10 protein-coding genes are annotated in these 15,143 nt (G+C 65.4%); 2 read left to right on the top strand and 8 right to left on the bottom strand.

All coding sequences use genetic code 11. The features are described from left to right. Positions 1-45: 45 nt before the first annotated feature. The 8 genes from GV001_RS10055 to leuC all read right to left on the bottom strand — a co-directional run bounded on the left by GV001_RS10055 (position 46) and on the right by leuC (position 10,102). Complete coding sequence (locus GV001_RS10055; protein ID WP_160079482.1) at positions 46-666, bottom strand: phosphoribosylanthranilate isomerase; 621 nt, start codon at positions 664-666, stop codon at positions 46-48. An 83-nt stretch (positions 667-749) separates the two neighbouring features. Further along, positions 750-1,616, bottom strand: coding sequence for a tRNA pseudouridine(38-40) synthase TruA (gene truA / locus GV001_RS10050; RefSeq protein ID WP_160079481.1), 867 nt, complete (start codon positions 1,614-1,616; stop codon positions 750-752). A gap of 3 nt (positions 1,617-1,619) precedes the next feature. After that, positions 1,620-4,397 (bottom strand): FimV/HubP family polar landmark protein, encoded by a 2,778-nt coding sequence (locus GV001_RS10045; protein WP_160079480.1) that lies wholly within the window; start codon positions 4,395-4,397, stop codon positions 1,620-1,622. A 153-nt stretch (positions 4,398-4,550) separates the two neighbouring features. After that, the gene (locus tag GV001_RS10040) at positions 4,551-5,564 is read right to left on the bottom strand and encodes an aspartate-semialdehyde dehydrogenase (protein ID WP_160079479.1); all 1,014 of its coding nucleotides are present in this window, start codon (positions 5,562-5,564) and stop codon (positions 4,551-4,553) included. A 111-nt stretch (positions 5,565-5,675) separates the two neighbouring features. Further along, positions 5,676-6,788 (bottom strand): aspartate-semialdehyde dehydrogenase, encoded by a 1,113-nt coding sequence (gene asd / locus GV001_RS10035; protein ID WP_160079478.1) that lies wholly within the window; start codon positions 6,786-6,788, stop codon positions 5,676-5,678. A 54-nt stretch (positions 6,789-6,842) separates the two neighbouring features. Next, a complete protein-coding gene (gene leuB / locus GV001_RS10030) occupies positions 6,843-7,925 on the bottom strand; it encodes a 3-isopropylmalate dehydrogenase (protein WP_160079477.1) in 1,083 nt (360 codons plus the stop codon). A gap of 90 nt (positions 7,926-8,015) precedes the next feature. Beyond that, positions 8,016-8,663 (bottom strand): 3-isopropylmalate dehydratase small subunit, encoded by a 648-nt coding sequence (gene leuD, locus GV001_RS10025; protein ID WP_160079476.1) that lies wholly within the window; start codon positions 8,661-8,663, stop codon positions 8,016-8,018. Between the two features lie 11 nt (positions 8,664-8,674). After that, complete coding sequence (gene leuC, locus GV001_RS10020) at positions 8,675-10,102, bottom strand: 3-isopropylmalate dehydratase large subunit (RefSeq protein WP_160079475.1); 1,428 nt, start codon at positions 10,100-10,102, stop codon at positions 8,675-8,677. A gap of 211 nt (positions 10,103-10,313) precedes the next feature. Between leuC and GV001_RS10015 the strand changes: the two genes are divergently transcribed. Together GV001_RS10015 and GV001_RS10010 are read left to right on the top strand one after the other, a co-directional pair. After that, positions 10,314-11,213 carry a LysR family transcriptional regulator gene (locus GV001_RS10015; protein ID WP_160079474.1) on the top strand — a complete coding sequence of 300 codons (900 nt, stop codon included), beginning with the start codon at positions 10,314-10,316 and terminating at the stop codon, positions 11,211-11,213. Positions 11,214-11,384: 171 nt separating this feature from the next. After that, on the top strand, positions 11,385-15,065 hold the full coding sequence (locus tag GV001_RS10010) for a PAS domain S-box protein (protein ID WP_160079473.1): 3,681 nt from the start codon (positions 11,385-11,387) through the stop codon (positions 15,063-15,065). The last annotated feature ends 78 nt before the right edge of the window (positions 15,066-15,143 follow it).

Below are 15,143 nucleotides of genomic sequence, written 5' to 3'. Positions count from 1 at the left end.
ATTCAAAGACAGCTTATGGACGGCAGGCACTGCCGGCCCGTCACATCAGCCACCCTGCGCCGCACGAATAAAAGCCCTGATCTTGTCCGCATCCTTGATGCCCTTGGCCGATTCCACGCCACCACTGACATCCACCGCATAAGGGCGCACACGAGCAATCGCCGCCGCGACATTCTCAGGGGTCAGGCCACCGGCCAGGATCACCGGTTTGGACAAGTCGGCCGGCACCAGCGACCAGTCGAACGCCAGGCCCGTACCGCCGGGAACGCCTTCGACGAAGGTATCCAGCAGCACACCGGCAGCCCCCGGATAACGGGCCACCTGCGCCGCCACATCGTCACCGGCCTTGACCCGCAAGGCCTTGATATAGGGCCTGCCGTGCCCCTCGCACTGCTCCGCGCGCTCATCGCCGTGGAACTGCAAAAGATCCAGCGGCACCTGCGCCAGGATCTGCCGCAGCTCGTCGCGCCCGGCATCGACGAACAGGCCCACCGTCGTCACGAAAGGCGGCAAGGCGGCGATGATCTGCCGCGCCTGCGCCACGCTGACCGCGCGCGGACTCTTGGCGTAGAACACCAGGCCGATGGCATCGGCACCGGCCGCGGCCGCGGCAAGCGCATCCTCGACCCGGGTGATGCCACAAATTTTGCTGCGAACGGCTGACAAGTAGGGACACCTTGTAGGGAAAAAACGATGGTAGCAAAAGGCCCAGGACGCTGTTGAGCGTTTTTTCGCGCCATCACGAGCGCTTATGCGCCCGCCATCACATCCGGCAAGCCGGAGAGGAAGTGCGGCCCCAGGTAGCGCTGCGGCAGGTCGAACTGCGCCGGGTATTCCACCTGCACCAGGTACAGGCCGTAAGGATGGGCGGTCACCCCGCCGGTGCGGCGCACACGGCTTTCCAGCACCTCGGCCACCCACTCCACCGGCCGCTCGCCGGCACCGATGGTCATCAGCACCCCGGCGAAGTTGCGCACCATGTGATGGAGAAAGGCATTGGCGCGGATATCCAGCACGATGAAGCGCCCATGCTCGAGCAGCTCCAGGTGATGCACCGTCTTGACCGGCGACTTGGCCTGGCACTGACGCGCGCGGAAGGCGCTGAAGTCATGGGTGCCGATCAGGTAGCGCGCCGCCGCGCGCATACGCTCGACATCCAGCGGCCGGTGGTTCCAGGTCACTTCTTCGGCCATGTGCGCCGGGCGGATCTGGTCGTTGTAGATCACGTAGCGGTAGCGCCGCGCCATGGCACTGAAGCGTGCATCGAACTCGGGCGGCATGGCCTTGGCCCAGGTGACGCTGATATCCGCCGGCAAGTTGAGGTTGGCGCCCATCACCCAGGAATGCATGGTGCGCTCGACACTGGTGTCGAAATGCACCACCTGGCCGCTGGCATGCACCAGCGCATCGGTGCGACCGGCGCAGCTCAAGACCACCGGCGCGCCGCCGGCGACCTTGGACAGGGCCTTCTCCAGACTCTCCTGAATCGACGGCACCCCGGCGCGCTGGCGCTGGAAGCCGCGATAACGCGAGCCCCGGTATTCGACGCCCAGGGCAATCCTGGAAATGCCAACGGCAGCCGAATCGGCTGCCGCTGTTGGTACTGCTTCAGACATGTATCAGACCAGTTTACCGATCAGCTCGCGCGCTTCCTGCTGCTGACCTTCATTACCTTCGGCGACTACTTCGTCGAGGATATCACGAGCACCTTCGGTGTCGCCCATGTCGATATAGGCCCGCGCCAGATCCAGCTTGGTCGCGGTCTCATCGGTGCCCGACAGGAAGTCGAAATCGTCGTCCATATCCAGTCCTGCGGCTGCGGCCGGCTCTTGCACTGGGGCAAAGGCCAGGTCGTCGGTTAGCAGCTCATCATCCAGACCGCCGCTCATTTGTTCCAGTTCGGCACTGACCTCATCCAGTTGTGCAGCAAAGCTGTCGGCGGCAGGCACGGTCGCAGCCGGCTCATCGGCCAGCGACAGATCGAAATCGGCCGACATATCCAGTTCGGCTTCGACCGGAGCAGAGCTCAGCGACACCGCCGGTTCATCTTCCAGGCTGAGCATGAAGTCGTCATCGGCCAGCTCGCCGGGCTTGCTGTCGGCCGGCAGATCCAGGCTGAAGTCAGCCAGATCGTCGCCCAACTCCAGCGCGTCAGCCGTGCTGTCGACGCCGAGGTCCAGATCGAAATCCAGGTCAGCGGCCGCGCTGGGCTCGGCAACCGGGGCGTCGAAGCTCAGGGCATCCAGGTCGGCATCGGCCAGCTTGGGTGCATCCTGCAGGTCGCTTTCCAGCTCATCCAGGCTCAGGTCGAAGGCGTCATCCAGATCGGCGCCCTTGGCCGGAGCGGAAGGCTCGTCCAGGGTCAGATCGTCGAGACTGAAGGAGTCCATGTCATCCAGCGCCGCCATGCTGCCAGCGGCTGCCGCGATCATGGCCGGATACTTGACCTTGAGCTGGTCGACATTGGCGGCAGCGCCACCGATCTCGCGCAGTTCCTGGTCCTGGCGGGCAAAACCGTCGCGGTCGCCCAGCTCGGCATAGACTTCCATCAGTTTCAGGCGCAGATCGGCGCGCTGCGGCTCGTCGTTGATGGCATTCAGCAGCAGCTCGGCGGCCTGGCTGAACTTGCCGTAGGCGATGTAGATATCCGCCTCACCCAGGGCATCGGCGGTTTGCGGTGCGACACGTTCCTGCTCGCGCACCACGGTTTGCGCAGAAGCATCGCCCAGCTCGGCGAAGCTGTCTTGCGGCATGTCCAGATCGGCTTCGAAGGTGCTGCCCAGATCGTCGCTGGCCAGGCTGTTCTGCAGCTCGGCTTCCTTCATCGCATTGCGCCGCGACAGCACCATCAGGCCGACCAGCAGCGCCAGCAGCGCACCGCCGCCGACGGCGCCGAGCAGCATCGGGTTGGCCAGCAGGTCATCGATGAAGCTGCTCGGCTGCGGCTCGGCGGCCACGACCGGAGCCGGCTTGGCGGGTGCTGCAGGCTTGGCCGGAGCAGCCGGCGCCGGGGCGGCGACTACGGGCTTGGGCGCCTCGACCTTGGCGGCCGGCTCTTCGCTGTAGTTGTAGTCGGGGGTGGCCGGCTTGACGGCTTCCGCCACCGGAGCCGGCACGGCTGGTGCCTCAGCTGGCTTGGCTTCAACCGGCTTGGCAGCGGCGGGCTCGACTGCCTGCGGCTTGGCCTCTACCGGTGCGGCAGGCTGCGCCGGTGCAGCCGGAGCGGCCGCCGGCTGGCTAGCCAGATCGGATTGCAGCTTGGCCAGTTGGTTGTCTTTCAGGGCGATCAGCTTCTGCAGCTTGTCCAGCTGGCTCTGCAGATCGGTCATGCGTCCCTTCAGCTCTTCGTTTTCACGACGAGTGGAGTCCAGGCTTTCCTTGGTCACGGCCAGTTGGTCGTTGAGCGCCTTGTTGTCGCCGACGCCCTTCTCGCTGCCACCGGCCGACTTGCCGCTCTCGGCGGCCACCAGCTTCAGGCTGTCCTTGCTTTCGGCCTTGGCTGGCGCGGCGCCGGCCTCGGAACGCTTGGTCGCGTCCAGCTGACGCGAACCGGTACTGGCCAGGCTGCGACCTTCGCGCCAGGCGGTATTCTGCGCGGTAACCTGGGCGATGGCCTCGGCCTGGCTGCGGCTCTTGATCTGCTGATCATCGGGCAGACGCAGCACCTGGCCGCTCTTCAGTCGATTGATGTTGCCGTCGACGAAGGCATCCGGATTGAGTTCCTGGATCGCCAGCATGGCCTGATGCACGGAGCCGCCCTGACGGGTGCGCTGGGCGATTTCCCACAGCGTATCGCTGGAGGTGGTCTTGTATTCGTTACCCTGGATCTGGCTGGGCGCACTGCTGGCCGGCGCGGCTGGTCGGCTGGCGAGCGGGGCCGCAGACGGAGCGACTGGACGCGGGGTCGGCGCAGCAGCCTGCGGACGGGGCGCCGGAGCCGACACCGGGGCGGCGACCGGCAGGCGCGGGGCCGCGGCCACTACCGGTTGCGGCGAGTAGAGCGGCGGGTCGAGCAGCAGGGTGTATTCCCGCAGCAGGCGACCGTTGGGCCACAGCACTTCCACCAGGAAATTCAGGTAGGGCTCGTTCACCGGCTTGCTGGAGGTGATGCGAATCACGCTCTTGCCGTTGGGCTTGATCACCGGCGTGAACTTGAGGTCGGTCAGGAAGTACTGGCGATCGACGCCAGCCTTGTTGAACTCCTCCGGGGACGCCAATGCCGGAATCACCTCGGCAGTGCCGAGATCGCGCACCTCGAGCAAATCGATTTCCGCCACCAACGGCTGGCTCAGCGAGGACTTGAGGGTAACTTCCCCCAGCCCGAGCGCATGCGCCGTACCGGAGGTCAGCGCCGAAGCAGCGGCGATTGCCAGCACCAGTTTGCGAACCCGAACCATAGCGTAATCCCTTGTTTTATCTTTTTTTCTCGATAATCGAGAGGATTTTGAAGGTCACTGCCTGCACCCGCCTACAGCGGTTCCCCGTCAGCGAACAGCCAAACCAGTATTGCCAAGCTAGAAAAATTCTTCAAATTTGGGGCTAAGTATCTTTTACAGATAGTGTTTTATCAATAACTCGCCTATTTGCACAGCATTTAGCGCGGAGCCTTTTCGCACATTATCAGACGCAATCCACAAATTGAGTTCGGCCGGATCATCCAGCCCCGTGCGCAGACGCCCCACATACACCTCGTCCTGCCCCACGGCGTCGCCGACCACGCTCGGATAATCGCCGGCCTCGACCAGCTCGATGCCCTCCTGCGCCTCCAGCAGCCGGGCGACCTGGGCAATATCCACGGTTTCGGCGGCCTGCAGCGAAACGGCCAGGCTGTCGCCGAAGAACACCGGCGCCTGCACGCAGGTGGCCGCGACGCGCAGCTGCGGCAGCGCCAGCACCTGCTTCAGCTCCTCGGCCAGCTGGCGCTCCAGCAGCGCGTGACCACCCTCTTCCTCCAGCCCGCCGACCTGGGCCAGCAGGTTGAAGGCGATCTGCCGGTCGAACACCTTGGACTCCAGCGGGCGCATGTTGAGCAGTTCGGTGGTCTGCCGGGCCAGTTCGGCAATCCCCTCGCGCCCCTGGCTGGACACCGCCAGGGCCGCCATCACGCTAACCTTCTGCAGCGCCAGCGCAGCCCGCAACGGTGCCAGCACCAGCGCCAAGGCCACCACCAGCGGCTGCGGACTGCTCAGCAGAAAAGGCGCCTGCAACCCGGCCAACAGCTCGGCATTGACCTCCGGCACCAGGCGCGGCGCCTGCTGCTGGGGCAGCGCGCCGCTCAGGTCGATCACCGTGCAACCGGCGCCCTGGGCCTTCGCCGCATAGGCCTGGGTGACGGACGCGCCCGCACAGAAGAACACCAGCTGCACCGTGGCGAAGTCGAAGTCGGCCAGCTCGCGCACCCGCAGGTTCTTGCCCTTGAATGGCACCGACTGCCCCGCCGAGGCGCTACCGGCCAGCAGATGCAGACTGGCCAGCGGAAAGGCGCGCTCTTCGAGCAGTTGCACCAGGGTTTCACCGACAGTGCCGGTGGCACCGATCACGGCGATATCGAAAAGCTTGGACATCAGCAGGCCTTACCCAGAGAAGCGAATGGACGGCACTCTAACCGGCGCCGCCCGCACAGGCAATTTGCCGCCCACAATGAACAAGGGCCGGTGTTGGCCGGCCCTTGTTGCTTAACGCTCCAGCAGGATGCGCAGCATGCGTCGCAGTGGTTCGGCCGCGCCCCACAGCAGCTGGTCGCCGACGGTGAAGGCGCCGAGGTATTGCGAGCCCATGTTGAGCTTGCGCAAGCGCCCGACCGGCACGCTGAGGGTGCCGGTGACGGCGGTCGGCGTCAGCTCGCGCATGCTGGCTTCACGCTGGTTCGGCACCAGCTTGACCCAGGGATTGTGCTGGCTGATCAGGCCTTCGATATCGGCCAGCGGCACATCCTTGTTCAGCTTGATGGTCAGCGCCTGGCTGTGGCAGCGCATGGCGCCGATGCGAACGCACAGGCCGTCGACCGGGATCGGGCTCTTGTTGCGCCCGAGGATCTTGTTGGTCTCGGCCTGGCCCTTCCACTCTTCACGGCTCTGCCCGTTCGGCAGTTCCTTGTCGATGTAGGGGATCAGGCTGCCGGCCAGCGGTACGCCGAACTGGTCGGTGGGGAAGCTGTCGCCACGCATGGCCTCGGCGACCTTGCGGTCGATGTCGAGGATGGCGCTGGCCGGGTTGGCCAGGTCATCGGCCACAAAGGCGTTGATCGCGCCCATCTGCTTGATCAGCTCGCGCATGTTTTGCGCGCCGGCGCCGCTCGCCGCCTGGTAGGTCATGGCACTCATCCACTCGACCAGGCCGGCTTCGTACAGGCCGCCCAAGGCCATCAGCATCAGGCTGACGGTGCAGTTGCCGCCGATGTAGTTCTTGGTGCCGGCGTCCAGCGACTGGTCGATGACCTTGCGATTGACTGGGTCCAGCACGATCACCGCGTCATCGGCCATGCGCAGGCTGGAGGCCGCATCGATCCAGTAGCCCTGCCAGCCGGCTTCGCGCAGCTTGGGGAAGACTTCGCTGGTGTAGTCGCCACCCTGGCAGGTGAGGATCACGTCGAGGCTTTTCAGCTCGTCGATGCTGTAGGCATCCTTCAGCGGGGCAATGTCCTTGCCCACGGCCGGGCCCTGACCGCCGACATTGGAGGTGGTGAAGAACACCGGCTCGATCAGGTCGAAGTCACGCTCTTCCAGCATGCGCTGCATGAGCACGGAACCGACCATACCGCGCCAACCGATCAGACCTACACGTTTCATAACGACTACACCTTTATATACAACCCGCCGGGCGGTCCCGGAGGGGCTGAAAGATTACAGACTACGCAGCGCTTCGACTACCGCATCACCCATGCCGGCAGTACCGACTTTGGTCATGCCCGCGGAGAAGATGTCGCCGGTACGCAGACCCTGATCGAGCACCTTGCTCACGGCCAGCTCGATGGCATCGGCCGCGGCGGCCTGATTGAAGCTGTAGCGCAGCATCATCGACACCGAGAGAATGGTCGCCAGCGGGTTGGCGATGCCCTGCCCGGCGATATCCGGCGCCGAGCCGTGGCACGGCTCGTACATGCCCTTGTTGTTGGCATCCAGGGATGCCGACGGCAGCATGCCGATGGAGCCGGTGAGCATGGAGGCTTCGTCGGAGAGGATGTCGCCGAACATGTTGTCGGTGACCATCACATCAAACTGCTTGGGCGCACGGACCAGCTGCATGGCGGCGTTGTCGACATACATGTGCGACAGCTCGACCTCCGGATAATCCTTGGCCACTTCCTCGACCACGGCGCGCCACAGCTGACTGGAGGCCAGCACGTTGGCCTTGTCCACCGAGCAGAGCTTCTTGTTGCGCACCATGGCCATGTCGAAGCCGACCTTGGCGATGCGGCGGATCTCGCTCTCACTGTACGGCAGGGTGTCGTACGCCATGCGCTCGCCGTTTTCCAGCACCTTGCTCTCGCGCGGCTGACCGAAGTAGATGCCGCCGGTCAGCTCACGGACGATCAGGATATCCAGGCCGGCCACCACTTCCGGCTTGAGGCTGGAAGCCTCGGCCAGCTGCGGATAGAGAATGGCCGGACGCAGGTTGCCGAACAGGCCCAGCTGTGAGCGGATCTTCAGCAGGCCGCGCTCCGGGCGCAGGGCCGGCTCGATGGCGTCCCACTTGGGCCCGCCCACCGCGCCGAGCAGGATCGCATCGGCAGCGCGTGCGCGCTCCAGGGTCTCGTCGGCCAACGGCACGCCGTACTTGTCATAGGCCGCGCCGCCCAGCTCGTCGAAGCTCAGCTCGAAGCCCAGGCTGTACTTGTCGTTGGCCAGCTGCAGCACCTTGACTGCCTCGGCCATGATTTCCGGGCCGATGCCGTCGCCAGGGAGAACCAGAATCTGCTTGCTCATTGCATTCCTCATTTATTCAGCAAGGCCCGGCATTTTCGTTGCCGGACCTCTGTCCGGCGGGTTACGGCCTTCGGCCTAACCCACCCTACATCACTTGATCGCGCCGAACAGCCAGGGGCTGCTCTGCTGGTGTTTGGCTTCGAAGGCCTTGATCGCCTCAGCGTCCTGCAGGGTCAGGCCGATATCGTCCAGGCCATTGAGCAGGCAGTGCTTGCGAAAGGCATCGACCTCGAACCCGTACTGCACGCCGTCCGGACGGGTCACGGTCTGCGCCGCCAGGTCGACGGTCAGCTGGTAACCCTCGGTGGCTTCGGCCTGCTGGAACAGCGCATCGACCTCATCCTCCTTGAGGATGATCGGCAGCAGGCCGTTCTTGAAGCTGTTGTTGAAGAAGATATCAGCGAAGCTCGGTGCGATGATGGTGCGGAAACCGTACTCTTCCAGCGCCCAGGGCGCATGCTCGCGGCTCGAACCGCAGCCGAAGTTCTCCCGCGCCAGCAGCACGCTGGCACCCTGGTAGCGCGGGAAGTTCAGCACGAAATCCTGGTTGATCGGGCGACCCGAGCTGTCCTGGTTCGGCTGGCCGACATCCAGGTAACGCCACTCGTCGAACAGGTTGGGGCCGAAGCCGGTGCGCTTGATCGACTTGAGGAACTGCTTGGGGATGATCTGATCGGTGTCGACGTTGGCGCGATCGAGCGGCGCGACCAGGCCGGTATGTTGGGTAAAGGCTTTCATCATCTAGCTCCTCAGGCCTGCATCAGTTCGCGTACATCGATGAAGTGACCGGTCACCGCGGCGGCGGCGGCCATGGCCGGACTGACCAGGTGGGTACGACCACCGGCGCCCTGGCGGCCTTCGAAGTTGCGGTTGGAGGTCGAGGCGCAGTGCTCGCCGCTACCCAGCTTGTCCGGGTTCATCGCCAGGCACATGGAGCAGCCCGGTTCACGCCATTCGAAACCGGCCTCCATGAAGATCTTGTCCAGGCCTTCGGCCTCGGCCTGCGCCTTGACCAGGCCGGAACCCGGTACCACCAGCGCCTGCTTGACGCTGCCGGCGACCTTGCGGCCCTTGGCCACCTCGGCGGCGGCGCGCAGGTCTTCGATCCGCGAGTTGGTGCAGGAGCCGATAAATACGCGGTCCAGCTGGATATCGGTGATCGCCTGGTTGGCGGTCAGGCCCATGTATTTCAGGGCGCGCACGATCGAGTCGCGCTTGACCGGGTCGGCCTCGGCGGCCGGGTCCGGCACGCACTCATCTACGGCCAGGACCATTTCCGGCGAAGTGCCCCAGCTGACCTGCGGCTTGATGTCTTCGGCACGCAACTCGACCACGGTGTCGAAGTGCGCATCGGCATCGGACACCAGGCCTTGCCACTGGGCCACGGCCTTGTTCCAGTCGGCGCCCTTGGGCGCGAAGGGACGGCCTTCGACATAGGCGATGGTCTTGTCATCGACAGCCACCAGACCGACACGGGCACCGGCCTCGATGGCCATGTTGCAGATGGTCATGCGCCCTTCCAGGGACAGCTCGCGAATGGCGCTACCGGCAAACTCCAGGGCATGGCCGTTGCCACCGGCGGTGCCGATCTTGCCAATGACAGCAAGAACGATGTCCTTGGCGGTGACTCCGGCGGGCAGCTGGCCCTCGACGCGCACCTGCATGTTCTTCATCTTCTTGGCCACCAGGCACTGGGTGGCGAGCACGTGCTCGACCTCGGAGGTGCCGATGCCGTGGGCCAGGGCACCGAAGGCGCCGTGGGTGGAGGTGTGCGAATCGCCGCAGACCACGGTCATGCCCGGCAGGGTGGCGCCCTGCTCCGGGCCGACCACGTGGACGATGCCCTGGCGGCTGTCGTTCATCTTGAATTCGAGGATGCCGAAGTCGTCGCAGTTCTCGTCGAGGGTCTGCACCTGGATGCGCGACACCTCGTCGGCGATCGACTCCAGGCCGCCCTGGCGCTCGGCCTTGGTGGTCGGCACGTTGTGGTCCGGGGTGGCAATATTGGCGTCCACACGCCAGGGTTTGCGCCCGGCCAGACGCAGCCCTTCGAAGGCCTGCGGCGAGGTCACTTCGTGGAGGATCTGCCGGTCGATGTAGATCAGCGACGAACCATCATCGCGGCGCTTCACCTCATGCATGTCCCAGAGCTTGTCGTACAGCGTTTTGCCGGCCATCGGAGCAATCCTCATCAGCGGTTTGGGGGGTGCAGGGTCTATGGCCCTTCTACCCATGTGGCGATCCTAGGGGCTGGCATCAAATAACTCCAATTCATAATTTTTATCCAAAGCATTCCTTGTCGGAATGCGCTGCGCTATAAGCTTGCTTCTATATGCCGCGCGCAACCGCGCCGCCCGTCACTCGCCATCCGCGGCCCGGAGCTACAGCATGGACCTCGCCAACCTCAACGCCTTTCTCGCCATCGCCGAAGCCGGCAGTTTCTCCGAGGCCGCCGAACGCCTGCACCTGACCCAGCCGGCAGTGAGCAAGCGCATCGCCGGCCTGGAACAGCAGCTCAAGGTGCGCCTGTTCGACCGCCTGGGCCGCGAAGTCAGCCTCACCGAAGCCGGCCGCGCCCTGCTGCCGCGCGCCTACCAGATCCTCAACGTGCTGGACGATACGCGCCGCGCGCTGACCAACCTGAATGGCGAAGTCACCGGTCGCCTGACCCTGGCCACCAGCCACCACATCGGCCTGCACCGCCTGCCGCCGCTGCTGCGCGCCTTCACCCGCGCCCACCCGCAGGTGGCGCTGGACATCCAGTTCCTCGACTCGGAAGTGGCCTACGAGGAGATCCTCCACGGCCGCGCCGAGCTGGCAGTGATCACCCTGGCCCCGGAAACCCGCGAGCCGGTGCGCGCCGTGCCGGTGTGGGACGACCCGCTGGACTTCGTCGCCGCCCCCGAGCACCCGCTGGTGCGCAATGGCGGCACGGTCCGCCTGGCCGATGTGGCCCGGCATCCGGCGGTGTTTCCCGGCGACAACACCTTCACCCACCACATCGTGCGCCGCCTGTTCGAGGCCGAAGGGCTGACGCCGAACATCGGCATGAGCACCAACTACCTGGAAACCATCAAGATGATGGTCTCCATCGGCCTGGCCTGGAGCGTGCTGCCGCGCACCATGCTCGACGAGCAGGTCACTCGCCTGCCGCTGCCCGGCATCCAGCTGAGCCGCCAGCTCGGCTACATCCTGCATACCGAACGCACCCTGTCGAATGCGGCCAAGGCCTTCATGAACCTGCTCGACGAACAGCGCACCCTGCCCGGCGCGGCCCTGCCCCGCTAGCGGCGCAACAACCCCGTCACAGACGCGTTCCAGCAGCACCGCACAGGCCTTGCCTAGAGGCCTGGAGTGGGGCTAACGTGGCCCCATAACGATAAGAAAGGCCCCCGCAGGCATCAGCCAGGCCAGTTACCGGACGGTGACAGCCACATGCATGCGCCACACGAGCCCGCCATGCCCAAATTGCCCAAGCCAACGCCCCCCCTGCCGTTCATTCCGGCGCTGGATCCCGCCGAAGTCGAGAAGACCTGGCAAGACGCGCCGCGCCTGCTTGCCGCGCTCAACGGCGCGCACCTGGGCGCCTGGTACTGGGACACCGACAGCGGCCAGGTCAGCTGGTCGCGCGGCGCGCAGGCGCTGTTCGGCATCGACGCCAGCCATCCCCTGCGCCAGCGCGTCGACTACATCGACCTGATCCCGGAAGAAGACCGCCCGCGCGTGCTGCGCCTGTTCCGCCAGGTGCTCGCCGGCACGCCTGCCGCCGAGCCGCTGCGCCATCGCATCCGCTGGCCCGACGGCAGCCTGCACTGGCTGGAGATCAGCGGCCGCCAGCAGCTCGACAGCGACGGCAGCAAGCGGGTATTCGGGGTGATCCGCGACATCACAGAACAGCAGGAGCGCTCGGTCGCCCTGAGCCAGTCGGAACAGCGCTTTTCCATCCTGTTCCACATGATTCCCGACGTACTCCTGCTGATCCGCGCCGAGGACAACCGGATCGTCGAAGCCAACCCGCACTTCGAGAGACTGTTCGGCTGGAATGCCAGCGAGGTCCTCGGCCGCACCACCCTCGAGCTCAACCTGTGGAGCGACCCGGGCCAGCGCGACGAACTGCGCGCCAAGGCCTGGCAAAGCCAGGAGCCGGTGATCCAGCATGTACGCCTGAACAGCCGCGATGGCCGGCAACTGCATGGCGTACTGAACAGCCAGTACATCGAAATCGACAAGCAGGCCTACCTGCTCAGCACCTTCCTCGACACCACCGAGGACAAGCAGGCCGCCGCCGCCCTGCGCGCCAGCGAGGAAAAATTCGCCAAGGCCTTCCGCCAGACCCCGGACGCCATCGTCATCACCGACAAGGCCAGCGGCATCTTCATCGAAGTCAACCCGGCTTTCGAGCAGCGCTTCGGCTGGAGCAAGGACGAAGCCATCGGCCGCAGTTCGCTGCAGCTGGGCATCTGGAAAAGCCCCGGCGATCGCCAGCGCCTGATCGATGCCATGCAGCACGACGGCAGCTGCCAGAACCTGGAAGTCGAACTGCTCGACCGCCGCGGCCAGCCCAGCCTCAACCTGATCTTCGGTGGCGAGATCGAACTGGACGGCAAGCCGTGCCTGGTCCTCACCGTGCGCGACATCGGCCACGAGCGCGCCCAGGAGCAGGCCCTGCGCGACAGCCAGGAACGCCTGACCCTGGCCCTCGAGTCCGCCAGCCTGGGCACCTGGGAATGGCACATCCCCAGCGACACCCTGTACGGCTCGGCGCGCGCCGCGGCCCTGCACGGGCTGGCCGACACGCCCTACCACGGCGACTTCACCGCATTCTTCAGCCACGTGCCCCTGCAGGACCGGCACAGCATGCGCCAGGCCTACCTGGAACTGCTCGACGGCACCCGCACCGACTACCAGATCACCTACCGCACGCGCTTCGCCGACGGCGAGCTGCACTACCTGGAAAGCACCGCCAAGCTCTACCGTGACGCCCAGAACCAGCCGCTGCGCATGGCCGGCATCCTCATCGACATCAGCGAGCGGGTGCAGCGCGAACAGCGCCTGGCCGCCTCCGAGGAGAAGTTCTCTACCCTGTTCCAGAGCAGCCCGGAGCCGATCAGCGTGTCGCGCATCCGCGACGGCGCGTTCATCGAGATCAACCCCAGCTTCAGCCAGACCTTCGGCTGGCAACCGGCGGAAATCGTCGGGAAAAGCGCACCGCAACTGGGCTTCTGGGTCGATGAGCAGCAGCGCAACCGGTTATTCAAGCAGCTGACCCAGGACCAGGGCCTGAACAACGAGGTGGCGCGCTTCCGCACCAAGGACGGCCGCGAGCTGACCTGCGTGCTGTCCAGCCGCTTCATCCGCGTCGAACGCCAGCTGTGCATCACCACCACCTTTCGCGACATCAGCGAGTGGCAGAAGAGCGAGGCCGCGCTCAAGGCCAGCCAGGACAAGTTCGCCAAGGCCTTCCACTCCAGCCCGGACGCAATCACCATCACCGAACGCGACAGCGGCCGCTATATCGAGGTCAACGAGGGTTTCTGCCGCCTGACCGGTTACCGGGCCGACGAGGTCATCGGCCGCAGCGCCAACGAACTGAGCGTCTGGGCCGACCCGCAAGAGCGGGTCATGATGGTCGAGACGATCAAGCGCGAAGGCCGCGCCTACCACCTGGAAATGCACGGCCAGCACCGTGACGGCCATGTCCGCCTGGTCGAGGTCTCGGTGGAGCCCATCGAACTCGACGACATTCCCTGCCTGCTGCTCACCGCCCGCGACATCAGCGAGCTGAAGGATGCCCAGGCGCAGATCCATCACCTGGCCTACCACGATCCGCTGACCAACCTGCCCAACCGCGCCATGCTGATGGACCGCCTGACCCAGCAGATCGCCCTGCTCAAGCGCCACAACCTGCATGGCGCGCTGCTGTTCCTCGACCTCGACCACTTCAAGCACATCAACGACTCGCTCGGCCACCCGGTCGGCGATGCCGTGCTCAAGCTGGTGACCGCGCGCCTGAGCGCCAGCGTGCGCCAGGAAGACACGGTAGCGCGCCTGGGCGGCGACGAGTTCGTGGTGCTGCTGTCCGGCCTGGAGGGCACCCGCAATCAGGTTCGCCACCAAGTGCGCCAGGTTGCCGACAAACTGCGCCAGCTGCTCGGCGAACCCATGCACCTGGACGGCCATCGCCTGCAGGTCACGCCGAGCATCGGCATCGCCCTGCTGCCCGAGCACGGCGACAACCCGACCGACCTGCTCAAGCGCGCCGACATCGCCCTGTACCGGGCCAAGGATTCCGGACGCAACACCGTGCAGGTGTTCCGCAAGGCCATGCAGGACGCCGCCAGCGAGCGCCTGCGCCTGGAGAACGACCTGCGCCTGGCCCTGGCCCGCGGCGAGTTCGAGCTGCACTTCCAGCCCCAGGTGGATGCCCGCAACAACCGCATCATCGGCGCCGAGGCCCTGCTGCGCTGGACCCACCCGACCCTCGGCCCGCAGTCGCCGAGCCAGTTCATCCAGGTCCTGGAGGAAAGCGGGCTGATCCTCGAAGCCGGCACCTGGGTGCTCAGCGAGGCCTGCCACGCCTGCGCCCGCCAGCTACGCGACGGCCTGCTCGACCCGGTCCACTTCCAGCTGTGCGTGAACATCAGCCCGCGGCAATTCCGCCAGCACAACTTCGTCGAACTGGTCGAACTCAGCCTGAAGAGCAGCGCCCTGCCGGCGCCAATGCTCAAGCTGGAGATCACCGAAGGCATCGTGATCCAGAATCTGGATGACACCATTGCCAAGATGCACCAGCTGAAGAAGCTCGGCGTCAGCTTCGCCATGGACGACTTCGGCACCGGCTACAGCTCGCTGACCTACCTCAAGCGCCTGCCGGTGGACGTGCTGAAGATCGACCAGTCGTTCGTCCGCGACGCCACCAGCGACCCCAACGATGCGGAAATCATCCGCGCCATCGTCGCCATGGCACGCAGCCTGAATCTGCAGATGATCGCCGAGGGCGTCGAGCAGCAGGAGCAGCTGGACTTCCTCCTGCAGCAGGGTTGCCACCTGTACCAGGGCTACCTGTTCAGCAAACCGCTGGCGCTACCCGGCTTTCGCCAGTTGCTCGGGCTCAACCGCGAGCAGGCGCTCAAGGCCTAGGCTGGCCTGGAGTCGCCGAACGCCTGCTGCAGACGGTGCACCGACTGGATGGCTTCAGGGTTGCGCCACGACTTGGAA

The organism is Pseudomonas sp. 8AS (genome assembly GCF_902506505.1).
In the GTDB taxonomy this organism is placed as follows: domain Bacteria; phylum Pseudomonadota; class Gammaproteobacteria; order Pseudomonadales; family Pseudomonadaceae; genus Aquipseudomonas.
Note: the sequence above shows the minus strand (reverse complement) of the source record. Positions and strands in the feature narration are given on the sequence as shown.

Coding starts and splice junctions, on each gene's coding strand:
- truA (WP_160079481.1), bottom strand. CDS start 1,616: ATGTCTGAAGCAGTACCAACAGCGGCAGCCGATTCGGCTGCCGTTGGC.
- GV001_RS10045 (WP_160079480.1), bottom strand. CDS start 4,397: ATGGTTCGGGTTCGCAAACTGGTGCTGGCAATCGCCGCTGCTTCGGCG.
- GV001_RS10040 (WP_160079479.1), bottom strand. CDS start 5,564: ATGTCCAAGCTTTTCGATATCGCCGTGATCGGTGCCACCGGCACTGTC.
- asd (WP_160079478.1), bottom strand. CDS start 6,788: ATGAAACGTGTAGGTCTGATCGGTTGGCGCGGTATGGTCGGTTCCGTG.
- leuB (WP_160079477.1), bottom strand. CDS start 7,925: ATGAGCAAGCAGATTCTGGTTCTCCCTGGCGACGGCATCGGCCCGGAA.
- leuD (WP_160079476.1), bottom strand. CDS start 8,663: ATGAAAGCCTTTACCCAACATACCGGCCTGGTCGCGCCGCTCGATCGC.
- leuC (WP_160079475.1), bottom strand. CDS start 10,102: ATGGCCGGCAAAACGCTGTACGACAAGCTCTGGGACATGCATGAGGTG.
- GV001_RS10015 (WP_160079474.1), top strand. CDS start 10,314: ATGGACCTCGCCAACCTCAACGCCTTTCTCGCCATCGCCGAAGCCGGC.
- GV001_RS10010 (WP_160079473.1), top strand. CDS start 11,385: ATGCCCAAATTGCCCAAGCCAACGCCCCCCCTGCCGTTCATTCCGGCG.